This is a genomic window from Pontivivens ytuae, from assembly GCF_015679265.1.
Taxonomy (GTDB): Bacteria; Pseudomonadota; Alphaproteobacteria; order Rhodobacterales; family Rhodobacteraceae; genus Pontivivens; species Pontivivens ytuae.
Genome location: NZ_CP064942.1, coordinates 1639620 through 1661853, shown reverse-complemented (window position 1 = coordinate 1661853; position 22234 = coordinate 1639620). Strand labels below are relative to the sequence as shown.

Below are 22234 nucleotides of genomic sequence, written 5' to 3'. Positions count from 1 at the left end.
TTTGGATAAAGAAGAAGGGCGCCATGGCTGCTGAGATCATCGACGGGAAGGCCTTCGCGGCCGATGTGCGGGCGCGCGTGGCCGGGCATGTTGCGCAGTTGAAGGGGCAGGGGATCACGCCGGGGCTCGCCGTGGTTCTGGTGGGCGAGGATCCGGCAAGCGAGGTCTATGTCGCGCACAAGCATCGCGCGACGGTGGAGGTCGGCATGGCCTCTTTCGAGCACAAGCTGCCTGCCGATACGTCCGAGGCGGATCTGTTCGCGCTGATCGACCGGCTGAATGCGGATCCGAATGTGCATGGCATCCTGTGTCAGTTCCCGGTGCCGGAGCACCTGAGCGAGCGGCGGACGGTCGCGCGCATCGATCCGGCCAAGGATGTGGACGGGCTCAGCGTGACCAATGCCGGACTGCTGGCTACGGGGGAGCGGGCGCTCGTCAGTTGCACGCCGCTCGGCTGCCTGATGCTGCTGCGCGACCGGCTCGGGGATCTTTCGGGGAAGGAAGCCGTGGTCGTTGGCCGCTCCAACCTCTTCGGCAAGCCGATGGCGCAGTTGCTGCTGCAGGAGAACTGTACGGTGACGATGGCGCATTCGCGGACGCAGGACCTGCCAGAGGTGTGCCGCCGGGCCGATATCCTGGTTGCGGCCGTGGGGCGGGCGGAGATGGTGCGGGGCGATTGGGTGAAGCCGGGTGCCACCGTGATCGACGTGGGCATCACCCGCGAGCCGCATCCCGACAAGCCGGGCAAGACGCGCCTGATCGGCGACGTGCATTTCGAGAGTGCGGCGGAGGCCGCGGCGGCGATCACGCCGGTGCCGGGCGGCGTCGGGCCGATGACCATCGCCTGCCTGCTCGCCAACACGCTGACCGCCTGCTGCCGGGCGCATGGCATGCCGGAGCCGGAGGGGCTGACGGCCTGAGGCTCTGGTCGGGCCTGACCCGGCCATCTGCTGCGTCGGGAGATCCTCGGGTCGCGCCCGAGGAGGACGCCCCGATCAGCCGTCCACGATCATCATGGTGCCGAGCAGGGTTGCGACGGCGCGACCCGCCTCATTCTCCACATCCGCGCGGACGACGGAGATGCGGCGGCCGGGTTTCTCGACCTGCCCGGTGGCGATCAGGCGCTCGCCCTGCGCGGGGTTGAGCAGGTTGATCTTCATCTCGATGGTCAGCACGCCCTTGCCGGGTTCGAGCAGGGTCTGCGCCGCGAACCCTCCGGCACTGTCGCCGAGGGCGAAGCTCAGGCCCGCGTGACCGTAGCCGTGCTGCTGCGACGTCGCCTCCGTGATCGGGGCCGCGATCACCACGCGGCCCGGCGCCATGTCGAGCACTTCGGCACCGAAGGAGCGCAGGAGGCCCTGCCGCTCAAACCCGGCCAGGGCGGCCGTGCGCCAGTCGGGATCGCGGGGTGTCACGCGCAGAGGTCCAGCGGGATGTCGTGTTGCGGCGCGCGGGTCAGGCGCACGGTGGCATCGGCGGCGACGAGGCCGCGGATGGCGGGGGAGGAGACCTTGAGCCCGCCGGTATAGGCGCCGAAGGCCGGCAGGATCAGCCGTTGGGCATCGCGCACGAAGCAGGCCGACGTCATGCGCTTGCCGCGCAAGGTCAGGCTCGCCTTCGGGTGGTAGTGGCCCGAGACCTCGCCCGCCGTCTCCCCCCGTTGCGCGATGTGGCGGAAGGTGAGCGGCCCCTCGCGCAGCTCGTCGAGATGGGTGCCGCCGAGGCCGAGCGGGCCGGGGTCGTGGTTGCCCTCGATCCAGATCCAGCGGCGGCCGGCCATCAGGGTCTGGAGCCGGGTGCGGTCCTCCTCCGCCAGGCTGTCGCAGGCCGCGAGATCGTCGAAGCTGTCGCCGAGGCAAACGACGGTGGCGGGCGCGAGGGCCAGGATCTCCCGCGCCAGTCGGTCCACCGTCTCCCGCGTCTCGTAGGGGGGCAGGAGGGCGCCGCCGCGGCGGGCGATCCGCTCGGACTTGCCGAGATGCAGGTCGGAGACGCAGAGCAGCCGCGCCTCCGCCCACCAGAGCGCGCCGGTCTCGCGGGCGGTCAGCGTGGCGCCGTTCAAGGTCAGGTCACAGGAACTCATGGCGAATACAAAACAGGAACGCCTGCGAGTCGTAAAGATCGGACGGTGCGTTCACAGCCGCCGGATGCGCGTGACGGGGCCGTCGCCCTGCGCGTCGATCCGGTCGCGGGCAAGCTCGATATCCTCGTAGACCGCAGCCATGGCGAAGGCGTTGGCGTGGAACAGGCGTTTGGGGCTGGTCATGACGCCGACATGGCCGTTCCAAAAGACGATGTCGCCGCGCTTGAGCTTGGCGTCGAGCTTGAGCTCGCGGCCCAGCGCCTCCTCCTGCTGGTCGCTGTCGCGTGGGCAGTCGAGGCCCGCGCCGTGCAGGCCGGACTGGATGAGGGCGGAGCAGTCGAGGCCGAGGGAGGATTTGCCGCCCCAGAGATACGGCACGCCGAGGAAGCGCTCGCAGATCCCCACCCAGTCGCCGCCCGGCCGCTCTTCGGAGACGTGGCGGCCGTAGATCCAGCCGCCGGTGTCGAGTTCGAGCCAGCGACCCTCCTGCCCGGTGATGCGCAGCTGGGCGAGGAAGGGGACGGCATCGAAAGGGCGCGTCTTGAGGTTCGGCTCCGGGTAGATATGGGCGAGTTGGGCGACGACCCAGTGCGTCGGCGCGCCTGGCCCGCTTTCCAGCGCGAAGCGGGGCACCCAGCCGACATAGCCGTCGCGCGCCGCCTGTCCCCAGGCAAGGCCCGTGGCGTCGTCCACGTCATAGACGGTGAAGCGCTCGCCCATCAGGAGTTGCGAGCTGAAGCCCGCCTCCGGATCCGGGTGGGAGGTCATGGGCAGGACCGGGACGGCGACGTGCATCTCCCGCCCCTCGGCATAGCGCGGCGCCTCGATCTCACCCTTCAGATGGACGGCGGCGAGGTCGCGGCGGGCGGGGGTCATGCGGGGGTCGAAGGTCATGCGATGCGCTCCTCGATGACGCGGAGCATGGCGCGGATGCCCTGATGCGCGCCGCCCTTCGGCCGGGCGGGCTTCGCGGCGGGCGTCCAGCCGTAGAGGTCGAAATGGGCGAAGCTGGCGGCGTTTTCCACGAACCGGCGGAGGAAGAGGGCGGCGGTGATCGCGCCCGCCATGCCGCCGGAGGGCGCGTTGTCGAGATCGGCGATGCCGGGCTCGATCTGGCCCTCGTATCCCGGCCAGAACGGCATGCGCCAGAGCGGGTCGGCCTCCGTGGTCGCGGCGGTGGAGAGTGCGCCGGCAAGCGCCTCGTCATCGGTGAAGAAGGGCGGCAGTTCGGGGCCGAGGGCGACGCGGGCAGCGCCGGTCAGCGTGGCCATGCAGAGCATCAGGTCCGGCGTTTCCTCATCGGCGAGGGCGAGGGCATCGGCCAGCACCAGCCGCCCTTCCGCATCGGTGTTGTTGATCTCCACCGTCAGGCCCTTGCGGCTCGTGAAGATGTCGCCGGGGCGAAAGGCGCCGCCTGAGACGGCGTTCTCCACCGCAGGGATCAGCAGGCGCAGGCGGACGGGCAGTTTCAGCGCCATCACCATGCTGGCGAGGCCGATGGCGTTGGCGGCGCCGCCCATATCCTTCTTCATCAGGCCCATGGAGGCGCCGGGCTTGAGGTTGAGGCCGCCGGTGTCGAAGCACACGCCCTTGCCGACAAGAGTGACCTTAAGGTGCGCCGCGTCCCCCCACGTGAGATCCAGCAGGCGTGGCGGGCGGGTCGAGGCGCGGCCGACGGTGTGGATCAGGGGGAAGTTCTGCTCCAAGAGCGCGTCGCCGCGGGTGACGTCGAGCGTCGCGCCGTGGGCGGAGGCCAGCTCGGTGACGGCGTCCTCCAGCTCCTGCGGCCCCATGTCGTTGGCGGGGGTGTCGATGAGGCGCTGGGTGGTCAGGGCCCCGACGGCGATCGCCTCGATCCGACCGAGGTCCGCGCCCTCGGGCACCACCAGGCGCGCGGTCGTCCCTTTCCGCTTCGCATAGCGGTCGAAGGCGTAGCCGGAGAGTTGCCAGCCGAGCGCCTCCTGCGCCGGGTTGCAGGAGGCAGGCGCCGTGGCGATGCGGTAATCGCCCTCCGCCAGCCGACCGGCAAGGGCGGCGAGGTGGAAGCGGTCGCGCGCCCGCACCTTCTCCGTCCCCCAGCCGAAAAGGACGCAGGACATGTCGCCATCCGGCCCCGGCAGCGCCAGCGACTTGCCCAGATCGCCCGAGAAGCCGTTGGCGTCGATCCACGCCTGCTCCGCCGCGCTGCGGCCGGCGCGGAACGCGTCGACGGCGTCCGGCTCCAGGATGTGGATATCCGTCGCGTGATCGCTGTCGGAGATGAGGAGAGAGATCATGCCGGGCGGCCCCCTTTCGATGCAGGGCGCAGCCTAGCGAGCGCCGGGGGCCCTGTCACGGGCGCCCGGGGCAGCGCGGCTCAGATGCCGTCGCCGCCCAGCCGGACCAGCGAGAAGAGCGATTCTTCGCCCAGGCGCACGAGGCGTGCGGCCACGGCCTGGGCCGCGATGTCGTCACCGGTGCTCACGACCTCGACGAGGTCGGAGGCCACGACGCTCATGCGCAGGAGGCCGAGGCGGTTGGTCAGCCCGATCAGCGACCGGGCGATATCGAGGGCCTCACCGTGGTTCGGCTCGCGCATCGTCCGCTCCAGCCGCGAGAGACGCTCCGTGATCTCGTAGATCGCGTCCTCTACGAGCTCCTGGCACCGTGCCGTACCGACACTGCGTTGAAGGCCGATAACGGCCGTCGTATCCACCAGCGCGGAATCCCGCGCCGTGATACGGATCACTGGATCCGACATCACACACTCCCATTCACCCAATGATGTCTTCGCATATTTCTGTCCAAAGGGACAGTTGCGTCACATCCACCCGACTGACAAACGTGTCAGGCCGTTGAAACGTTGCATGCCGCCCGGTAATCCTGAAGCCTATACTGAACAGAAGGTTAAGCATGCACCGCGTCCGCGTCCTTCCCAAATACCTCTCCAAGCGACTCGATCGGTGGCGCTCCACGACCTTCTCGGAAAATCGTGAATGGTTTTCCCACCTCGCCTCGCATGGCCAGCATCCGCGGGCGATGTTCATCTCCTGCTGCGACAGCCGGGTGGATCCGGTGGCGATGTTCGAGGGCGAGCCGGGCGACTTCTTCCTCGTGCGCAACGTCGCCAACCTGGTCCCGCCTTGCGCGGTGAACCGGGAGCTTCACGGCACCTCGGCGGCGATCGAGTACGCGGTCCTCGTGCTCGGCGTCAGTCACATCGTCATCATGGGCCACTCGGGCTGCGGCGGGGTCGCGGCCTGCTATGACAAGTGCGAGGGCGTGAATGCGGAGTGGGAGAAGAACACGAGCTTCATCAGCCAGTGGATCGAGGTGCTTGCCCCGGGCTACGAGCGCATCAAGGACATGGACGGCGACCGCTCCGAACGGTTGAGCGCGTTCGAGAAGGAGGGCGTGAAGGTGAGCCTCGAAAACCTGCTGACCTTCCCCTTCGTGCGCGCGGCCGTCGAGGAGGGGCGCCTCGTCCTGCATGGCGTGTGGGCCGATATCGGCTCCGGTGCGCTCTTTGCCTATGATGGCAGCACGGAGAGCTTCGTCGAGGTCTAGCGGTACTCGCTGCCGTCGAAGCGCAGGACGCGGCCGCCCGCATCGGTCCAGGAGATGAGGTCGCGCATGCCGTTCTGCATGCTGGCCGCGACCTCGATCTGGCCCTGGGAGATGACGTCGGCGACGATCCGCGGCTTGTCACCGATCTGCACGACCCAGCTGCGGCAGCCGTCCGGGCCGCAGAAATCGGGGCCGACACCCTCCACCACCACCTCTGGCGTGTCGTCGCCGTCGAGATCGGTGAGCCCGGCGGTGAGACCCGCGCGGACGCCGCCCACCTTTTCCGCCACCGTGTCGAGGGCGATGACGCCTTCGCCGCCCGGGCCGGGTTGGCCCATGGCGATGCCGGCGAAGCCCGCCTCGTCGGCGCGCCAGTCGGTGGCGTCGGGCAGGGCGAAGACCTCTCCGTAGATCATGCCCTCCAGCTCGTCGCGGTACTGCACGCCGTCGAACTTGTGGGCGACGGCGGGTTCGTTGGGCACTTCGGCGATGAGATCGGGGCGGCCCATGGAGACGGAGCCGGCGAGGCGCAGGCGCCCCTCCGCCGCAAGCATCATCGACCAGCTTTCCTCGTCATCGGGCTCGATCCCCCAGATGCCGCAGAGCCCCTCGCAGAACGGCGCGCCGGTGGCGAAGATCAGGAGGGTCGGGCCCTCCTCGTGCCCCAGCGGGCAGCGGGCGAAGGAGAAGGCGTCGTCCACCGTCGTGCCGTCATTGTCGAGGATGTTGAGCTCTTCGGCGAAGACCGCCTCGAAGCCCGCGCGCTCCTTCGGGAGGAGATCGGCGAGCTGGAGGCTCGGCCGCATCTCCCCGGTCAGGCTGCTCGATGCTTCGATGCACGCCGCCGCCCCGGTCGGGGCGACAGCGAGAATTGCGCAGATCCATCGGATCATGATGCCCCCCTGCCGTCATGGTCTCGCGATCATGGGCGGCGCGGGGCTCCGGGGCAAGTCAGCGGCGGCGGTCGCGCCGGTTCTCCCGTCGATCGATGCGATCCTCGACCAGGTCGAGGCGGCCGGTGACGACGCGGGCATCCCGCCTGTCCTCGCGCCAGTCGATCCGGTCTTCGATGCGATCGGCGCGCTCATAGCGGTCGCGGCGGTCCACCCGATCCTCGATCCGGTCGAGCGGCCCGTAGGTCACGGAGCGGTCGATCCTGTCCTCGATGCGGTCGGGAAGCCCTTGGGCGGCGACGGGAAGCGCGAAGAGCGCGGCGAAGGCGGCGGTGTAGGTGAAACGGATCATCTCGGGTCCTCTGGCCTGTTGCGTGCCCCTGATACGGGGCGGGCCGGGACCTTCCGTCGCTTCGCTCACGACATCGCGATATGGAGCGGGGCGAGGGTCCGGACGGCGGAGAAGCCGCGCAGCTCGGGCGGCGGGCCGATGAGGCGCGCGGCGGGTGCGAGGCGGGCGAGGACGGCCAGCGCCTCCTCCAGCTCGGCGCGGGCGAGCGCCTCGCCGAGGCAGCGATGCGGCCCGGCGCCGAAGATCGGATGCAGCTTCGGATGGTCGGTCCGGGCGATGTCGAAGCGTTCGGGCTCGGCATAGACCTCCGGATCGCGCAGGGCGCTGATGAGGACGGTCATCACGAGCTCGCCCTCCCGGATGCGGCGGCCATGCAGCTCGAAGGGCGTGGTGACGACGCGGGGCAGAGAGGCGACGACCGGGTCGTAGCGCAGCCCCTCGGCGGCGGCCCCGGCCTTCATCCCCTCGGGATCGGCCACGAGGGCCGCCCACTGCGCCGGATTGCGCAGCAGCCGCGCGAACGTGGCGGCGAGGGCGAGGCGCGTCGTGTCGGCCCCGGCGAGGATCAGCGTCACGATCTGGATCCGTACCTCCAGCGCATCCAGCGGCCCGTCGGCAGTGCGCTCGATATAGGCGCTGAGGACATCGTCCTGCGGTCGCGCCCGGCGCTCCGCCAGCAGCCCCTCCACATAGCGGCCGAGCTCGCCCATATCGCGCGACGCCTCGGCCGTCACCGCGTCGGAACGGACAGATAGGCCGCGCATCGCGGAATAGACCAGTTGCGAGAAATGCGGCACGTCGCCGTCCGGTACGCCAAGGATCCGGGCGATCAGCCGGGCGGGCAGGGGGCCGGAGACACCTTCGGCGAAGTCGATCTCATGGTTCAGCGTGGGGCGGACGAGATCCTCCGCGATCTCCCGGATCTCGCCACGCATCGCGTTCATCAGGCTGTAGGCGAAGGTCCGGGCGACCGGCGTGCGCCGCCGCCGATGCGCGTCCCCGTTCGACATCAGCAGGGAGTGGGAGAAGAACTCGTGGAGCGGGCCGGAGGTGATGCCCCGCATGGCGAGCAGCTCCGTCTCCATCTGCCGGGTTCGGGCGTCATCGACGATGTAGAGGAGATCGGCGTGGCTGAAGGTCATCAGCATGCCGAGGCCGTTGCGCAGGAGGGGGCCCATGGCCTGCAGCCGGGCGAGATAGGCAATGTCGCCCTCACCCTCGGCACGCGGCGGCGCCTTCGGTATCGCGTCGGCGACGGTGGTCATGGCCGGTCCCTTCGCTTCGTGCCCTTCAGGACCGAAGCGTGGCCGATTTCCGCGCGGGCAGGCAAACCTGCCGCAGCGTCACCGGGACAGGACGAAGATGAAGGACTGGCCCGAGACGGTCCGCCCCCGGTCCCGATCCGTCCGCACGATGCTGATCGGCGGCGCGGTCTGGGTCACGCGGCGGGCGCGGGGCAGGGCGGTAGGCGTGCCGGATGTCGCCGTGGATCGTACCGACACACGGTTCGTGCTTAGCGAGCGACCCCGCCGGACATCGACGATGCGATCCCGGTCCGGAGCCACGATGATCGTGCTGTCATTCGCGATGATGATCGTGTCGCCGCCCCTGGCGCGGTGGGACCGGTGATAGCGATCCTGGAACGCGGCATGTTGCCGGCGGAGCTGGACGCCATTCACATCCAATGTGAACCGCGACGCCGAACCGACGGGCGGGCCGGGAATGTACCGATCGGCAAATGCCGAACCAGGTATCAGCAGGGCGGCGATCAACAGGGCCAGACGCATGGCGACGCTCCTCTTCCTCTCACAAAGGATGGAGCGCCGCCCTGCAACCGGCAAGTCACCCCTTCTTGAGCACCCGGCGGCCGAGAAGCTCCGCGATCTGCACCGCGTTCAGCGCGGCACCCTTGCGGAGGTTGTCGGACACGCACCAGAGGTTCAGCCCGTTCTCCACGGTCGAATCCTGGCGGATGCGGCTGATGAAGGTGGCGAAGTCGCCCACGCACTCGACCGGCGTGACGTAGCCACCGTCCTCGCGCTTGTCGACGACCATGATGCCCGGCGCCTCGCGCAAGATGTCGCGTGCCTCATCCTCGTCGAGGAAGTCCTCGAACTCGATGTTGATGGCCTCCGAATGACCGACGAAGACCGGGACGCGGACGCAGGTGGCCGTGACCTTGATCGACGGATCGACGATCTTCTTGGTCTCGGCGACCATCTTCCACTCTTCCTTGGTCGAGCCGTCCTCCATGAAGACGTCGATCTGCGGGATGAGGTTGAAGGCGATCTGCTTCTGGAACTTCGCCGGGTCCTTTTCCTGGCCCGGGACGTACATCCCCTTGGTCTGCTCCCAGAGCTCATCCATCCCCTCGTTCCCGGCGCCCGAGACCGACTGGTAGGTGGAGACGACGACGCGCTTGATCTTCGCGCGGTCATGCAGCGGCTTGAGCGCCACGACCATCTGCGCGGTGGAGCAGTTGGGGTTCGCGATGATGTTCTTCTTCGCATAGCCCTCGATCGCGTCGGGGTTCACCTCCGGCACGATCAGCGGCACGTCGGCGTCGTAGCGGTAGAGCGAGGAGTTGTCGATCACGATGCAGCCGGCCTTCGCGGCCTTGGGCGCGTACTCCTTCGCGGGGCCGGAGCCCGCGGCGAAGAGCGCGATGTCCCAGCCGGTGAAGTCGAATGTGTCGAGGTCCTGGGTGGTGAGTGTCTTGTCCCCATAGCTCACTTCGGTGCCGAGGCTACGGCGGCTGGCCAGTGCCGCGACCTCGTCGGCAGGGAACTGCCGCTCTGCGAGAATGTTGAGCATTTCGCGGCCCACGGCACCCGTGGCCCCCGCGACGACGACTCGATAACCCATCTCCCTCTTCTCCTGTCGAGAGTTTGCAAACGCGCGCGTCTTAGACCATCGCGTGGCAAAGGGAAATGGCACGAAGCGCTAAAGTGTGCGCGTCATCGTCGTGGCGGAGCGGAAACCGAAGATGTGACGCAGGACCCCGAGCTCCTGCGTGCCGGTCACGTCGTAGCCGTGCCGCTCATAAAGGGCACGGGCGCGGATGTTGCGGTCGATCACGTCGAGGCGCACGCCGCGCTTGCCGCGGGCGCGGGCCTCCTCGTCCAGCGCGTAGAGGAGCGCCGTGCCGACACCGCGTCCGCGCATGTCCGGCGCGACGGCGATCCCGTCCGCTAGCAGGTTGTCGGCGCGCTCCTCCCGCTCCAGCAGCGACAGCACCATGGCGCGCCATGTGGCACCGAAACGGGAATAGTGCCGCGCCAGCCCACCGTCGAAGCCACCGGTCATCGAGCCCTGTTCGGTCTTGAAGCCCGCCACACCCGCGATGCGCCCGTCGTCGTCCAGCCGGGCGACGAGTGCGAAGTCCGGATCGAAGCAGTCGGCGAGCACCTTCTTTGCCTGTTCCGGCCGGCCCAGCACGCCGCCGAGCTTGTCCTCGAAGGCCGACCAGTAGATGTCGGCTACACGCTGCGCCTCCGAGCGGATGAAGCCCCGCGCGACGCGGACCCTTGGCTTGATTGTATCCATCCCACGAACACTCAATGGCAAACACGGCCCCGTGTTTCGCGGCCTTGTGAGAAGACTGTAACACAGCTTGCGTGTAGGGTGATGGCATAGAGTTGAGGAGGATGTTCCATGATCCGTCGTCGTATCAGCATTACCCGCCTGGCCGAGATCTTCCTGTTCGGGGCCTGCCCGCAGGACGGCCCGCAGCTCCGTCTTTCCTGCCTCGTGGCAACGCGCCCCTGCTCGTGCTGAGAGTTCTTTTCGGCGCGACGCTGCTGGCCGCACCTGCGCTCGCGGACATGCCGCGCGTGGTGGGGGTCGAGGCGCGGCCCGGCGGCTCCGGCTGGTCGTTCAGCGTGACCGTGGTGCACGCGGATACCGGTTGGGATCACTATGCCGACGGCTGGGAAGTGGCCGACATGTCGGGCAACCGGCTGGGCTTTCGCGAGCTGCTGCATCCGCATGTGAACGAACAGCCCTTCACGCGCTCGCTGTCGGGCGTTGAGATCCCGGACGGCACGACGACCGTGCAGGTCCGCGCCCACGACAACGTCGACGGCTGGGGCGAGTTCGTGACGGTCGAGCTGCCCTGACACATCCGACATCGCCGCATGAAAAAAGGGGGGCTCGATGGCCCCCCTTTCGCTGTCGAACTGTCGTCGATCAGAACACCAAGGCGTCGTCACTCAAATCGTTTACCTCGACGAACAGCAGTTCGACCTGACCGCCCTCACCGTCGCGGATCACGACCGAGTCGCCATCCTGGGAGATGTTGAGGTCCTTTCGGGACGACACGCCCGAATGGTCGGAGAAGTTCAGCACGTCCCGCGTCGGATCGAAGTCGAGAACCGTGTCGGAGCCCATGTCGGCGCTGAAGAGGAACGTGTCGTCGCCCGCGCCGCCGAGGATGCGATCGTCGCCCTCGCCGCCGTTGATGATGTCGTTCCCGGCTCCGCCCGTCAGGATGTCGTTGCCGTCATTGCCGAAGATCTCCTCGGCCGCGTCGCCACCGTCGATCACGTCGGCCCGATCGCTGCCGATCATCCGGCCGCCGGTCTCCACCGTCACCTCACCGGTCGCCATCGGCGCATCGGCGCGGGACACGACGGAGAAGGATACCTCGGTCTCGTCCTCGACCCGGCCTTCGCCACGGCTCTTGGAGTGCTCGGTGATGGTCACTTCGTGCGAGCCGGTGTCGAGGTCGAGACCGCCGTTGAAGTTGCCGTCCTTGTCACCGAAGAGCGCGTAGGGCTCCAGGTTCTCGGTCCACTCGTGCACATCGTCGAGGTCGAGCGTGACGCTGCCCGGATTGTCCCCGTCGGTGAAGCGCACGACCATGTTGAGGTCGTCGCTCAGCCCGTCGATGTTGACCTCGGCCCCGTCGCGCACCTCGGCTACGATCCGGTCGGTCTTCGCATCGACCAGGAACAGCTCCATCCCGTCGATCGCGGAGCCCGCATCGGGCGCGTCCACGTCGATGGTCTTGGCCGAGCTGCCGCCGGTGCTCGCCTTCACGCCGCCGTCGACGACGGAGAAGGAGATGTCGAGCTCCTCGACCTTCTTGCCGGTGCCGCGCTTGCCCGAGTACTGGTCGATGCTCAGCTCGTGCGAGCCGACATCGAGGTCGAGACCGCCGTTGAAGTTGCCGTTCTTGTCACCGAACAGGGCGAAGGGCTCGTAGCTCTCGACCGCGCGCTTCTCACCGTCGTTGAGGTTGAAGACCACGCTGTCCACGTCGCGCTTGGAGTCGAGCGAGCGGACCTCGATGTTGAGCGACTTGCCCTTGATGTCGGCCGCGTCGATCTCGATGCCATCCTTGAGTTCCAGGATGATCTTGTCGGTCTTCGCGTCGATCAGGTAGACGCCCGTCTTCGAGCTACTGCTGTTCTGCGACGAGGAGCTGCCGGAGCCGCCCGAGGGCTTCGCATCGCTGTCGACGACGGAGAAGAACACGTCCGTCTCGCCGAGCTTGTCGCCCTTGGCGCGCTGGTCCGTGTAGCCGCTGACCGTCAGCTTGTGCGAGCCGACATCGAGGTCGAGACCGCCGTTGAAGTTGCCGTTCTTGTCGCCGAAAAGGGCAAACGGCTCGTAGTTCTCGACGATGCGGGCTTCACCGTTGTTGAGGTCCATCACGACGCTGTCGGCATCGGCACCCTTGTCGAGGTAGCGGACCTCGATGTTGAGCGACTTGCCCTCGATGTCGTCGATGTCGACCGTGGTGCCGTCGCTGAGCTGCGTGATGACCTTGTCGGTCTTCGCGTCGATCAGGTAGACGGTGGCCTCGTACTCTTCACCACTGTCGTTCTTGTCGGCGTCCTTCTCGACCGTCTGCTTGGAAGCGGAGGACGACTTCGTGCCCTCCGGCTTCGTCGGCGTGACGGAGCTGTCGCCGGGTTTGAAGTCGGCCAGGTCGACCGTCTGCTTGCCGGACTTCTTCATGTCCATGGCGCCGGTGGTGCTGTAGCGACCGTCGGTCAGCAGCACGTTGGCGCGGATGTCCACGTTGGAGCCCTTGGGGATGTTCAGGTCGAAATGCACGTCGCCGCGCAGCGCCTTGCCTTCTTCCCCGAAAGTGCCGCCCTTGAGCTTTTCCCACGTCTTGCCGCCATCGCGGGAGACGTCGAAGCTGACGGTCGAGATCTCGTCGTCGAAGAAGGAGGACTTCTTCGGCAGCGGGTTCGAGCTGAGCTTCTGGATCTGCTTCATGGACGAGCCGCCATCGAGGTCGACCATGTCCGGATCGGGGTCGGATTTCCCGTTCCAGGTGGTGTTGTAGTACTTGACCTTCGAGCCCTTGCCGCCGAGCCAGATCAGCGTCTCGTCCTTGGGCACGTTGATCTCGGAGTTGACGATGATGATCTCTTCGCCGTCCCACACGCGCAGGGCGCGGAAGGCGCTGTCGAAGGTCACGTTCATCAGGTAGACGGTCGACTTGCCGTCCACCATCGCGTCCGAGAAGTTCGAGGCCGTGGCATACTTCACATACGTGTCGCCATTCTGCCGACCCGTCTTCAGGAAGTCGGTGTTCGACTGGCTGTAGCTGTTCAGAGGCTTCTTGCCGCCGTCGGCTTCCACATTCTTGATGTAGGTGGTGCCGCGGGTCGGATCGCCGGTCTCGCCGATGGCAAAGGCGGAGCCATACTTGTCGTTCGAGTAGATACCGTCGAACTTGACGTCGTAGATGTAGACTTCGTCGGTTTCTCGGACGCGAACACCAGTCTTGATGTCTTCGAACTCGGCATCGAGGACGTAGACGTCGAGGTCTTTCGTCTTCGTCTCGCGCACGGCGGAGAGCTTTTTATTGTCACTCCGCTCGTAGCTCACGTACGCCTTGTCGTGACCTTTTGCGAGTTCCGGATCGAAGTCGAAGAACCACTCCCCCGAATGGTCTCCCTTCAGTCCGTAGTCGGGTGCCTTCCCTCCGAGCGCACCAAAACTCACGGCTTTGCTAGCCATACTCTGTCCCCCAATTCGTTTTACGCGTAAGCGCGTTCCCCGCCTCGTCTAATAGGCGAATTCCCCGGAAGGTCAAACCGTTTCGGCTTAAGGTTTGTGGCCGGTTTGTGGCGAATAGAGGAGCTAAAGCGACTTTTCAAATTTGCAAAAACGTGCTTTTCAAGCTGTTATTATCGTTTTCGTTTTGAAAATTACTTCGTTCCGCCACGCTGCGCTACGAGTAAACCTCCTGTCCGTCCGCAATCGACTGCCAAAGCCAACTTTCCCCCGAGGTCGGCGACAGCCCTACCCTCACCGTTCAACGCTAGCGTGTAGGAGTTGAAAAACAAGATTGATGGTTGAGTAGTCGCATTTCCTACACAACCGCCGGTCGGCGTGGCAGGGCCGTGGACCGCATGTGTTCGGTTTTTCGGCCTCCAGGTGCGACATCCTGGCTCAACTGGCTGGTTTTCGCCCGCGCACACACGGCTTTGTGTGTCCCCGGAGTCCTACCAGAATTGATGAGAGCCGGCGTTTCACCCTGCCTCGGGACCCGCGCGGGGCTCTGTATCATTTCACACAGAGACGAAACTCCGCCGGAAGGCGCGCCGGGCGCCGCTTTCGGGCGGATTGATTCTCCGGGGCCATCACCAGCCTATCCGTCTGCGACACCGGGGTTTCGCCAATTGGGCAGGGTTTCGGCGGCATAGAGCGCCAGCGCGGTCGCCTCACCGCCCCGATTTGCAACAGATGAGCTCCCCGGCCGCCGATGGCACGCGACCCGATACCGGAGCCGGTCGGTGCAGCCCGAATCCAACGGCGCTCACCGCGCACCCGGAGACGTCGAAAAGATCTGAGAAAGAAGAAGATCTGGTCGGAGTGAGAGGATTCGAACCTCCGGCCCCTGCCTCCCGAAGACAGTGCGATCAGAGATGCACGAGGAAAATATGGAGTTTCGAGGTATCTCCAGCGAGGATTCCGATGTTTCGGCGCGGGATAGTTGGGGCCAGCCCCAGAAACAGTGTGGCCGCCTCCGACACATATGCGCCAACCCAATACAGATGAGGGCAATGAATAGCGCGTCACGAGATCGTCGGAGGCTGCCGACGATCCGACATGCGCGCTTTGGGTGACGCGCATGTCGGATCGCTGGCGCAATGTGAGGCCCGAGGGCCGGGATGCGTTGTCGCCGAAGCGCCGTTCGGCATTCCCGATCATGTCGCCCAACCTCTACTGCTCTTCGAAGGACCGTCGCCCATGCTCCTCTTCATCGACTTCGAGGCGTCGAGCCTCTCTGACCGCTCGTGGCCGATCGAGATCGGCTTCGCCTGGATCGGCGTGGACGAAGCCGTTCATTCGACGGGACGTTTGATCCGGCCGGATCCGTCGTGGGACGAGGCCGACTGGTCGCCCGCCAGTGCCGCGGTCCATGGCATCCCGCGCCCCGCACTCGCCATCGCGATGCCGGCTGCGGAGGTCGCAGACTGGGCGCGGGAGATGATCGGCGAGGCTGTTCTGCTGTCCGATGCGCCTACCTTCGACCAGCGGTGGCTCGACCGGCTGCTCGCGGCGGGCGGGATCAGCGAGGGGCCGAAGATCCACGATCTCGATGCGGCGGCCGCAGACACCTTTTCGGCCCGCAGTCTCGATGAAGAAGGCGCGATCCTGGCGTTCTACAAGGCCCTCGACCGCACGCCGCATCCGCATCGCGCCGAAGCCGATGCCCGCGGGCTCGCAGAGGCCTGGGCGGCGGCCGAGACGGTGAAGCGTCGGCAGGCGGAGAACGGATCGCGGCGCCCGGACTGAGCGCGACGGATCTTTCGAGAGGCTTGGACGGGGGGGCGGACGGCCTCCGCTGCGATGCGCACTCGGGGTGACGCGCATCGCAGCAGAGCCGACCTGGTAGCCGAGTGAAGCGCGTCACATCCAGCAACACTTTCTGAAGGACCACCTCATGCTGCACAGCACTCCGATCCCCGATCCAAAGATGACGGCGGACTGGCGCGACCATCTCGAACCCGGCGATGTCGTCTCGTTCCGCTTTCCGCTCGCCGAAGAAGATGATGTTGGCCATCCGAAGGCCCGACCCTGTCTCGTGCTCGATGTCGAGCGGAGCGGTGACGACCGCCGCGTCGTCCTCGCTTACGGCACGACCTCCCGGCGGAAGACGAATATCGGCTACGAGACCCATGTCCGCACCCGCGGCGATCGTCTCGCGGCGGGGCTCGACCGGTCGACGCGCTTCGTCGGCAAGCGGCGGTTGAGCGTGTCGCTGCAGAATGGCGGCTTCGCGATCTGCGGGGCGACGGGGTCGCCGGTGCTCGGACGGCTGATCGGTGGGCCACTGGCGCGTATGCAGGCTGTGCGGGCGCGCATCCAAGCGGAGAAGGACATCGCCGTCGCGCGGCGGTGCGTCGAGCTGGCCGAAGCCGACTGTGCCAGTGGCAACGGCCAGCAGCCGCTGGTCACGCTCGGAGGTGTCGCATGAGGACGATGGCTGATCCGTGCAGCGGCGACCGCCTCACCACGCTCATCGAGGCTGCTCTTCTGGCCGCGCGTGAGGCACGCATCGCACTCCAGGACCGTGTCCTGCCGCATCTGCCGCCGGCGCGTCGGCTGGCCGGCGCACGTGTGCTGCGCATGATCGAGAGGCGCGAGCTGTTCACCGACCGGTTCCGCGACGACCTCGACCATCTGCTCGGGCAGATCGATGGCCGGATCGCGGCTGGCTCGTTCAGATGCTGGGAGCCGAAGCCCGATGACCTGCCGGGCGGATCCTGGCAGATCATCCGCTCGCCCGAAGCCGAGATGCTCGTCGCTGCCAGCGTGCCGATCCGTGCCCTCGATGCAGCACTCTGCGCTGTCCGCGCAGCGCGTGAGGCACAAAGCGTGGCGTTCGATCTCATCCAACCCAACTAATCTTCCTCCGCGGTGCGCCCCGGCGCGCCGCCTCTTGACGCTTCGGCAGTTCCCATTGCCTGCCGAAGCCTCCCGCCGGGCCTGCAAGCCCGGCACCGGCGCGCCGGTGACATCCTGCTGCTACCAGATACCGGCGCGCCGATCCCCCAAGCCGATGCGCCAATCTCGGCCCTACGCGGACCCCATTATGATCCCGCGGCAATCGGTCCGACCTCCTTCTGGCCAACTACATTGGCCGAGTTGTTGCCGATTTGAAGGCTATCTCTGCGCAGTTAGATGTCCTGCCAGAATACTCGGTCACACGAAGATCAAATAGGATATCGCAGGCAGGTAAGGTCGCGAGATCGGCGTCGAGTAAACCAAGCTGTGCGGGAGATCGGATCGCTGTGGCGGATAGAGGAACGGAAGACGTGGGGTGCGGGCCGCAAAGGATGCGGGCCGAGCTGCAAGTCTCGCGGGATCGTCCCGCATCCGATGGCGATCCACCCGCATCGGCGACCCCCAAACCCGCGTGCCGGTGCGATCCCGGCTTTCAGGCCTTTGAACAGCCTGAAAAATCTCCGCCTAAAACCCCTTAGAACCTAAGAACCCCCTGGAAACAGTCGGATCAGGCCGCCGGAAGGATGGGTTCGGCAGTGCGTCGCGCTCGTCCCAGGGAGAGAACTGAGCGTTCCCTCCGCTCCCTGTCAGCGCGCCGCATGAGACATCTCCGCTTCGCCTCAACCCTGCGGGGCCTCCCTATCTCGACCGTCAGAGTTGATGACGTCGGGATATAATGGCGTCGTTCCGAGATCTGATTATCGACAGCGACAGGCCGCCAGAGGACGGGCTATGAAAAAAAATCGCCATCGAATGCATTTTTTTTGACCTTGGCGTTTCCGTCCAGCCGCTCATGGAACCAACTCTTGTTCACAAGGGGGCATGATGCAGCATCGGCTCTCGTGTGAGCCGCCGAACAGGCGGTGGAGGCCAGGTTCGAACAAGCCGCCGTTCTGGTGGCGAGCGTGGTCTCGATGAGCCGCCGGATAGGCGGCTGAAAAGAAACGGCGACAGGCGTTCGCGCCTTCCCGGGAGTTGTCGAGAGGCAACTGCGCATGATGAGCCGCCGAACAGGCGGCTGAGAAAACAAAGGGTCCGGACAAGCGTCCAAGCCCATGCGGTCGCCGGTGCGCCGGCCGCGCCCCTGAGCCGCCGAACAGGCGGTGGAGGCCAGGTTCGAACAAGCCGCCGTTCTGGTGGCGAGCGTGGTCTCGATGAGCCGCCGGATAGGCGGCTGAAAAGAAACGGCGACAGGCGTTCGCGCCTTCCCGGGAGTTGTCCGAGAGGCAACTGCGCATGATGAGCCGCCGAACAGGCGGCTGAGAAAACAAAGGGTCCGGACAAGCGTCCAAGCCCATGCGGTCGCCGGTGCGCCGGCCGCGCCCCTGAGCCGCCGAACAGGCGGTGGAGGCCAGGTTCGAACAAGCCGCCGTTCTGGTGGCGAGCGTGGTCTCGATGAGCCGCCGGATAGGCGGCTGAAAAGAAACGGCGACAGGCGTTCGCGCCTTCCCGGGAGTTGTCCGAGAGGCAACTGCGCATGATGAGCCGCCGAACAGGCGGCTGAGAAAACAAAGGGTCCGGACAAGCGTCCAAGCCCATGCGGTCGCCGGTGCGCCGGCCGCGCCCCTGAGCCGCCGAACAGGCGGTGGAGGCCAGGTTCGAACAAGCCGCCGTTCTGGTGGCGAGCGTGGTCTCGATGAGCCGCCGGATAGGCGGCTGAAAAGAAACGGCGACAGGCGTTCGCGCCTTCCCGGGAGTTGTCCGAGAGGCAACTGCGCATGATGAGCCGCCGAACAGGCGGCTGAGAAAACAAAGGGTCCGGACAAGCGTCCAAGCCCATGCGGTCGCCGGTGCGCCGGCCGTGCCCCTGAGCCGCCGAACAGGCGGTAAGTGCGATCCACCACCTTGCGGGGTGGCGGCGCCAGTGTCGGGACCATCCTCAGGATGATCCTGGGATCGCACTCTTACCTCGATAAAGAGGCACTCCGCCCGCGCTCTGCGCGGGCGGAACTTGTTCGCCATCGATGACGTGCAGACGCATAACGCATCTGCTAACGGCACCAAGTCATCACGCAACATCACCTCGACACCCCAAGGAAGCGTCCTCACCAGGCAACGCCCATCGCTGGAGAGAACTCTCGCATGGAGAGATGGAGGCCGCCTCCAGGATCGCTCGAAAACGCAGCCTGAAATGCGGCGTAAAGCTCAGATCAAATACAGGGCGAAGTCCAATCCGGCAGACAAGTCCGGCCTCCAGTCATATGGCTCTTGAAGCAGAGCGCCGTCTATAAATAGAGGGCGAGCGGCCATTTGTGATCCAGTATTTGAGATCTCCCTGTCGGCCAAACAATGCTCAATATATGACTTCATGTGCCTGTCCAGGCCAGGCAGGAAGAGCCTCGTCTAGTCGGTTGTCGAAGGGGTGGCGAGCACTCGAGGCAACTTCGCGTCGCTTTTCGGTCAAGGGTGCCGTGTAGCAGCGCCGAGACCATGGTTCAGGCCAGGACCGGGGGCATCACCAGCCGTGGCTCCGTGAACAGGAACATGCGGTATTGGTGGATCATAGCGCCCCACTACGGCCGCCCCGTATTGGCTAAAGGCCCGATGAAACCCAGCGATGCGATAACGATGACGGCGCGTCCAGCGTCCACCCCGGCGAGCGCTCCAAGCCCGGGCTTCAAATGTGACATGATGCTGGAGCGCCCCAACATGCAAGGCGAGGCGCTGATCATAGGCAGCGCGGGCGTGATGATCGACCAGACCCTCAACCTCGAGCGGGCCATCGTCTTCGAGGACTCCGACAGCCTCGACAATCCGGAGGCGGTGTTCAAATGATCAAAACTGAAGCATCCCGGCAAAGCGGGTCTGCACGACACCTGGATGCCACAAGCAGGAGCTTCAATCTCCGTGCACGTCCGCAAGCCGGTCTTACCGGCTCGTCATAACACGGCGAACCCGCATGTGTTTGGCGGAAGAGCGCTGCTCCGGCGCGCAGGCTGGTATCGTCCCAGCTTCGTGACCGCGCGCCTGGTAGAGCCGCCCGAGACAAGCTCGCAGGTTATCTCATACGACACTTGCACGTTGCTGTGCGATAGGGGTCGAAAACTGTAGATGGGCGCACGGAGAGTCGGACGTCGGTTTCGACCCTGCGCATGGCGGCGCCCAAGGTTAGGAGATCAACCAGGGTGATGAAGGGCAATACCTTCGGACCTCGCAACGGAAGTGCCCGCTCGCTGCGTGAGGCGGTCATGCGGCAGAGTAACAAGGCAAAAATGCGTGGCATTATGCTTCCGCAAACGACGCGACGGCACTGCGTTGAGCTAACCCCTTATGTGGAGGACCTGTGATGCGCTTTGTCGCTCCCGCCTTACTTCTGCCGCTTGCCGTCGCGGCCCAGGAACCTGCGGATATCGTCGAAAAACAGGTTGCAGAATTCATCCGACCCGGCTTTGCAGCGTTCAACGCAGCTGCCGACGCGCTCGCAGCCATGCCTTGCAACGATATGGGGACGGCCTATCACGACGCATTTGATGCCTGGATGCGAATGAGCCATCTGCGCTTCGGTCCAACGGAGGACGGTGACCGTGGGTTCGCGCTGGCATTCTGGCCCGACGAGCGCGGCGCCACGCCCAGGACACTGGCGGGCCTGATTGCCGCCGAAGATCCGGTCGTGGATGACCCGACCGCCTTCGCTGAGATCTCAGTCGCCGGCCGGGGGTTCTTGGCCCTTGACTGGCTACTCTTTGATCCCGAACGAACACCGCCTGCGATCGGAAGCTACGAATGCAGGTTAGCCCAGGCCATCGCGGAAGATATCGACCGGATTGCAGAGGAACTCGACCTGGCATGGCGGGCTGAGACGAGCCTGATGCGCGGTGCAGGTGCCGAAGGTAACTTCGATTACCTCGTGCCCGAGGAGGCTGTGCGCGCCCTCTATGGCGCGCTAATCACAGGCCTCGAAGTCACTATCGATCAACGCCTCGCCCGCCCGCTCGGCACCTTCGAGCGCCCGCGTCCACGACGGGCTGAGGCGTGGCGGTCGGAACGGTCGGCGCGCAACGTGGCCCTGTCAGTCGCGGCCCTTTCCGACTACACCGACCCGTTCCTGACCGCTGTCGAGTCAGAGGTCGCAGAAGAGCTGCGCGATGAGTTCGATCGCTTGAAAGATCGCCTCGAGGCGCTCGATGACCCGGCATTCGCAGGTGTCTCGACGCCGCAGGGTCGCCTTCGGATCGAAGCCATCCAAAGCGCCCTGCGGGAGATACGGGGGACACTGGCAACGCAGGTTGCGCCAAGACTTGGAGTGTCACAAAGCTTCAACGCGCTGGACGGCGACTGATGCGGCGGCGCGCATTTCTCGGCGCCATCGGGGCTTCGGCCGCACTTCCAGCACAAGGCTGGGCAGCTGCCGGTAATCCCCGATATCTCGCTGCGGCCCGGCACGGTTCAGATCGCCACGTGCTCCATGGCCTCAGATCAGACGCAAGCTCCGCGTTTTCCATCGACTTGCCGGAACGGGGACACGCCGCGGCGGCGCATCCATACCGCGCAGAAGCGGTCGCCATCGCGCGGCGTCCAGGCACCTTTGCCTTCGTCGTCGATTGCCTGACAGGATCTCTGCGCGTGCGACTTGCCGCACCCGAGGGTCGGCATTTCTACGGTCACGGCGTATACACTGCAGATGGATCTCTACTGCTGTTGACCGAGAACCAATTTGAGGATGGCGATGGCCGTATTAGCCTGTGGGACGTTGAGAATGGCTATGAACGCCGCGGCGATATCCCCTCTGGCGGCATAGGCCCACACGAAATCCTCCGGCGGCCTGACGGCGGTTTCGCAATTGCCAATGGCGGCATCCGCACGCATCCCGACACGGGTCGTGAGAAGCTGAACCTCGACACGATGGCTCCGAACCTGACCCTGATGAGCGCGGACCTCGCCACGACGGGTCAAATACGCCTTCCGACATGGCTGAAGCAGAATTCGATCCGACACCTTGCCGTTCGATCCGATGGTCTTCTTGCTCTCGCGATGCAGTGGAACGGTCTGACCGATCACACCGTTCCGCCGATCGCCCTCGTAACACAGGATGCATCGCCAATCCTCTGCACGATCCCGGAGAGCCTCGTGCAAAGGATCGAAGGCTATGTGGGTAGCGTTGCATTTTCCGGTGATGGGCGCTTGGTAGCTGCGACAGCACCAAGAGGCGATTGCTTGATGCTGTTCGACGCCGAGACAGGCAGCCTGAGCAATGTTTTAGCAGCGACCGATATCTGCGGCGTTGCGCGGCATGGCGATGGTCTTTTGGCGACACAGGGCACCGGGGACATCATCATGCTGGGCAACGAGCACGATTTACCAAAAGCGCATCCGGTGGCTTGGGACAATCACCTTGTGGCTCTCTACTAATCGCAAGGCGAGCTACCTTACGTTTGTTCAAGG

The 22234-nt window shown here is 65.7% G+C and carries 22 protein-coding genes; 10 read left to right on the top strand and 12 right to left on the bottom strand.

What is annotated here, in order from left to right; translation table 11 throughout:
- Nucleotides 1-23: 23 nt before the first annotated feature.
- Complete coding sequence (gene folD, locus I0K15_RS08075) at nucleotides 24-920, top strand: bifunctional methylenetetrahydrofolate dehydrogenase/methenyltetrahydrofolate cyclohydrolase FolD (RefSeq protein ID WP_196104933.1); 897 nt, start codon at nucleotides 24-26, stop codon at nucleotides 918-920.
- A 75-nt stretch (nucleotides 921-995) separates the two neighbouring features.
- Here the strand turns inward: folD and I0K15_RS08070 are convergent, their stop codons facing one another.
- The 5 genes from I0K15_RS08070 to I0K15_RS08050 form a co-directional block, all read right to left on the bottom strand.
- On the bottom strand, nucleotides 996-1415 hold the full coding sequence (locus I0K15_RS08070) for a PaaI family thioesterase (protein WP_230374348.1): 420 nt from the start codon (nucleotides 1413-1415) through the stop codon (nucleotides 996-998).
- Nucleotides 1412-2083: a ligase-associated DNA damage response endonuclease PdeM gene (pdeM, locus tag I0K15_RS08065; RefSeq protein WP_196104932.1), complete on the bottom strand. Its 672-nt coding sequence runs from the start codon at nucleotides 2081-2083 to the stop codon at nucleotides 1412-1414. Before pdeM ends, I0K15_RS08070 begins: the two co-directional genes overlap by 4 nt.
- A 51-nt stretch (nucleotides 2084-2134) precedes the next feature.
- Complete coding sequence (locus I0K15_RS08060) at nucleotides 2135-2977, bottom strand: C40 family peptidase (RefSeq protein WP_196104931.1); 843 nt, start codon at nucleotides 2975-2977, stop codon at nucleotides 2135-2137.
- On the bottom strand, nucleotides 2974-4359 hold the full coding sequence (locus I0K15_RS08055; protein WP_196104930.1) for a leucyl aminopeptidase family protein: 1386 nt from the start codon (nucleotides 4357-4359) through the stop codon (nucleotides 2974-2976). The genes I0K15_RS08060 and I0K15_RS08055 overlap by 4 nt, the downstream gene beginning before the upstream one ends.
- Nucleotides 4360-4439: 80 nt before the next feature.
- On the bottom strand, nucleotides 4440-4823 hold the full coding sequence (locus I0K15_RS08050; protein ID WP_196104929.1) for a hypothetical protein: 384 nt from the start codon (nucleotides 4821-4823) through the stop codon (nucleotides 4440-4442).
- A gap of 152 nt (nucleotides 4824-4975) precedes the next feature.
- On the opposite strand from I0K15_RS08050, the gene I0K15_RS08045 reads away from it, so the two are divergent.
- Nucleotides 4976-5629: a carbonic anhydrase gene (locus I0K15_RS08045; protein ID WP_196104928.1), complete on the top strand. Its 654-nt coding sequence runs from the start codon at nucleotides 4976-4978 to the stop codon at nucleotides 5627-5629.
- Here the strand turns inward: I0K15_RS08045 and I0K15_RS08040 are convergent.
- The 6 genes from I0K15_RS08040 to I0K15_RS08015 form a co-directional block, all read right to left on the bottom strand.
- Nucleotides 5626-6522: a hypothetical protein gene (locus I0K15_RS08040; protein ID WP_196104927.1), complete on the bottom strand. Its 897-nt coding sequence runs from the start codon at nucleotides 6520-6522 to the stop codon at nucleotides 5626-5628. The genes I0K15_RS08045 and I0K15_RS08040 overlap by 4 nt on opposite strands.
- A 58-nt stretch (nucleotides 6523-6580) precedes the next feature.
- Nucleotides 6581-6874, bottom strand: coding sequence for a hypothetical protein (locus I0K15_RS08035; protein WP_196104926.1), 294 nt, complete (start codon nucleotides 6872-6874; stop codon nucleotides 6581-6583).
- Nucleotides 6875-6939: 65 nt separating this feature from the next.
- A complete protein-coding gene (locus I0K15_RS08030) occupies nucleotides 6940-8139 on the bottom strand; it encodes a cytochrome P450 (protein WP_196104925.1) in 1200 nt (399 codons plus the stop codon).
- Between the two features lie 78 nt (nucleotides 8140-8217).
- Nucleotides 8218-8661, bottom strand: a complete 444-nt coding sequence (locus I0K15_RS08025; protein WP_196104924.1) for a hypothetical protein — start codon at nucleotides 8659-8661, stop codon at nucleotides 8218-8220.
- Nucleotides 8662-8716: 55 nt separating this feature from the next.
- A complete protein-coding gene (locus tag I0K15_RS08020; protein ID WP_196104923.1) occupies nucleotides 8717-9739 on the bottom strand; it encodes an aspartate-semialdehyde dehydrogenase in 1023 nt (340 codons plus the stop codon).
- 78 nt (nucleotides 9740-9817) lie between these two features.
- Nucleotides 9818-10420 carry a GNAT family N-acetyltransferase gene (locus I0K15_RS08015; protein ID WP_196104922.1) on the bottom strand — a complete coding sequence of 201 codons (603 nt, stop codon included), beginning with the start codon at nucleotides 10418-10420 and terminating at the stop codon, nucleotides 9818-9820.
- Between the two features lie 108 nt (nucleotides 10421-10528).
- Here I0K15_RS08015 and I0K15_RS21170 point away from each other — a divergent pair, with 108 nt between their 5' ends.
- Together I0K15_RS21170 and I0K15_RS08010 are read left to right on the top strand one after the other, a co-directional pair.
- A complete protein-coding gene (locus tag I0K15_RS21170; RefSeq protein WP_277882913.1) occupies nucleotides 10529-10651 on the top strand; it encodes a hypothetical protein in 123 nt (40 codons plus the stop codon).
- On the top strand, nucleotides 10648-10992 hold the full coding sequence (locus tag I0K15_RS08010; protein ID WP_422394013.1) for a hypothetical protein: 345 nt from the start codon (nucleotides 10648-10650) through the stop codon (nucleotides 10990-10992). Before I0K15_RS21170 ends, I0K15_RS08010 begins: the two co-directional genes overlap by 4 nt.
- A gap of 70 nt (nucleotides 10993-11062) precedes the next feature.
- Here I0K15_RS08010 and I0K15_RS08005 read toward each other — a convergent pair whose 3' ends face one another.
- Nucleotides 11063-13855, bottom strand: coding sequence for a calcium-binding protein (locus I0K15_RS08005; RefSeq protein WP_196104921.1), 2793 nt, complete (start codon nucleotides 13853-13855; stop codon nucleotides 11063-11065).
- Between the two features lie 1236 nt (nucleotides 13856-15091).
- On the opposite strand from I0K15_RS08005, the gene I0K15_RS08000 reads away from it, so the two are divergent.
- From I0K15_RS08000 to I0K15_RS07975, 6 genes are all read left to right on the top strand, one after another.
- Entirely contained in the window at nucleotides 15092-15640 is a 549-nt protein-coding gene (locus I0K15_RS08000) for a 3'-5' exonuclease (protein ID WP_196104920.1), read from the top strand.
- 148 nt (nucleotides 15641-15788) lie between these two features.
- Entirely contained in the window at nucleotides 15789-16322 is a 534-nt protein-coding gene (locus I0K15_RS07995; RefSeq protein ID WP_196104919.1) for a hypothetical protein, read from the top strand.
- Entirely contained in the window at nucleotides 16319-16753 is a 435-nt protein-coding gene (locus tag I0K15_RS07990) for a hypothetical protein (RefSeq protein WP_196104918.1), read from the top strand. The genes I0K15_RS07995 and I0K15_RS07990 overlap by 4 nt, the downstream gene beginning before the upstream one ends.
- A gap of 2667 nt (nucleotides 16754-19420) precedes the next feature.
- Nucleotides 19421-19627: a hypothetical protein gene (locus tag I0K15_RS07985; protein ID WP_338420764.1), complete on the top strand. Its 207-nt coding sequence runs from the start codon at nucleotides 19421-19423 to the stop codon at nucleotides 19625-19627.
- Between the two features lie 511 nt (nucleotides 19628-20138).
- Nucleotides 20139-21131, top strand: coding sequence for an imelysin family protein (locus I0K15_RS07980; protein ID WP_196104916.1), 993 nt, complete (start codon nucleotides 20139-20141; stop codon nucleotides 21129-21131).
- A complete protein-coding gene (locus I0K15_RS07975) occupies nucleotides 21131-22201 on the top strand; it encodes a DUF1513 domain-containing protein (protein ID WP_196104915.1) in 1071 nt (356 codons plus the stop codon). Before I0K15_RS07980 ends, I0K15_RS07975 begins: the two co-directional genes overlap by 1 nt.
- Nucleotides 22202-22234: the final 33 nt, after the last annotated feature.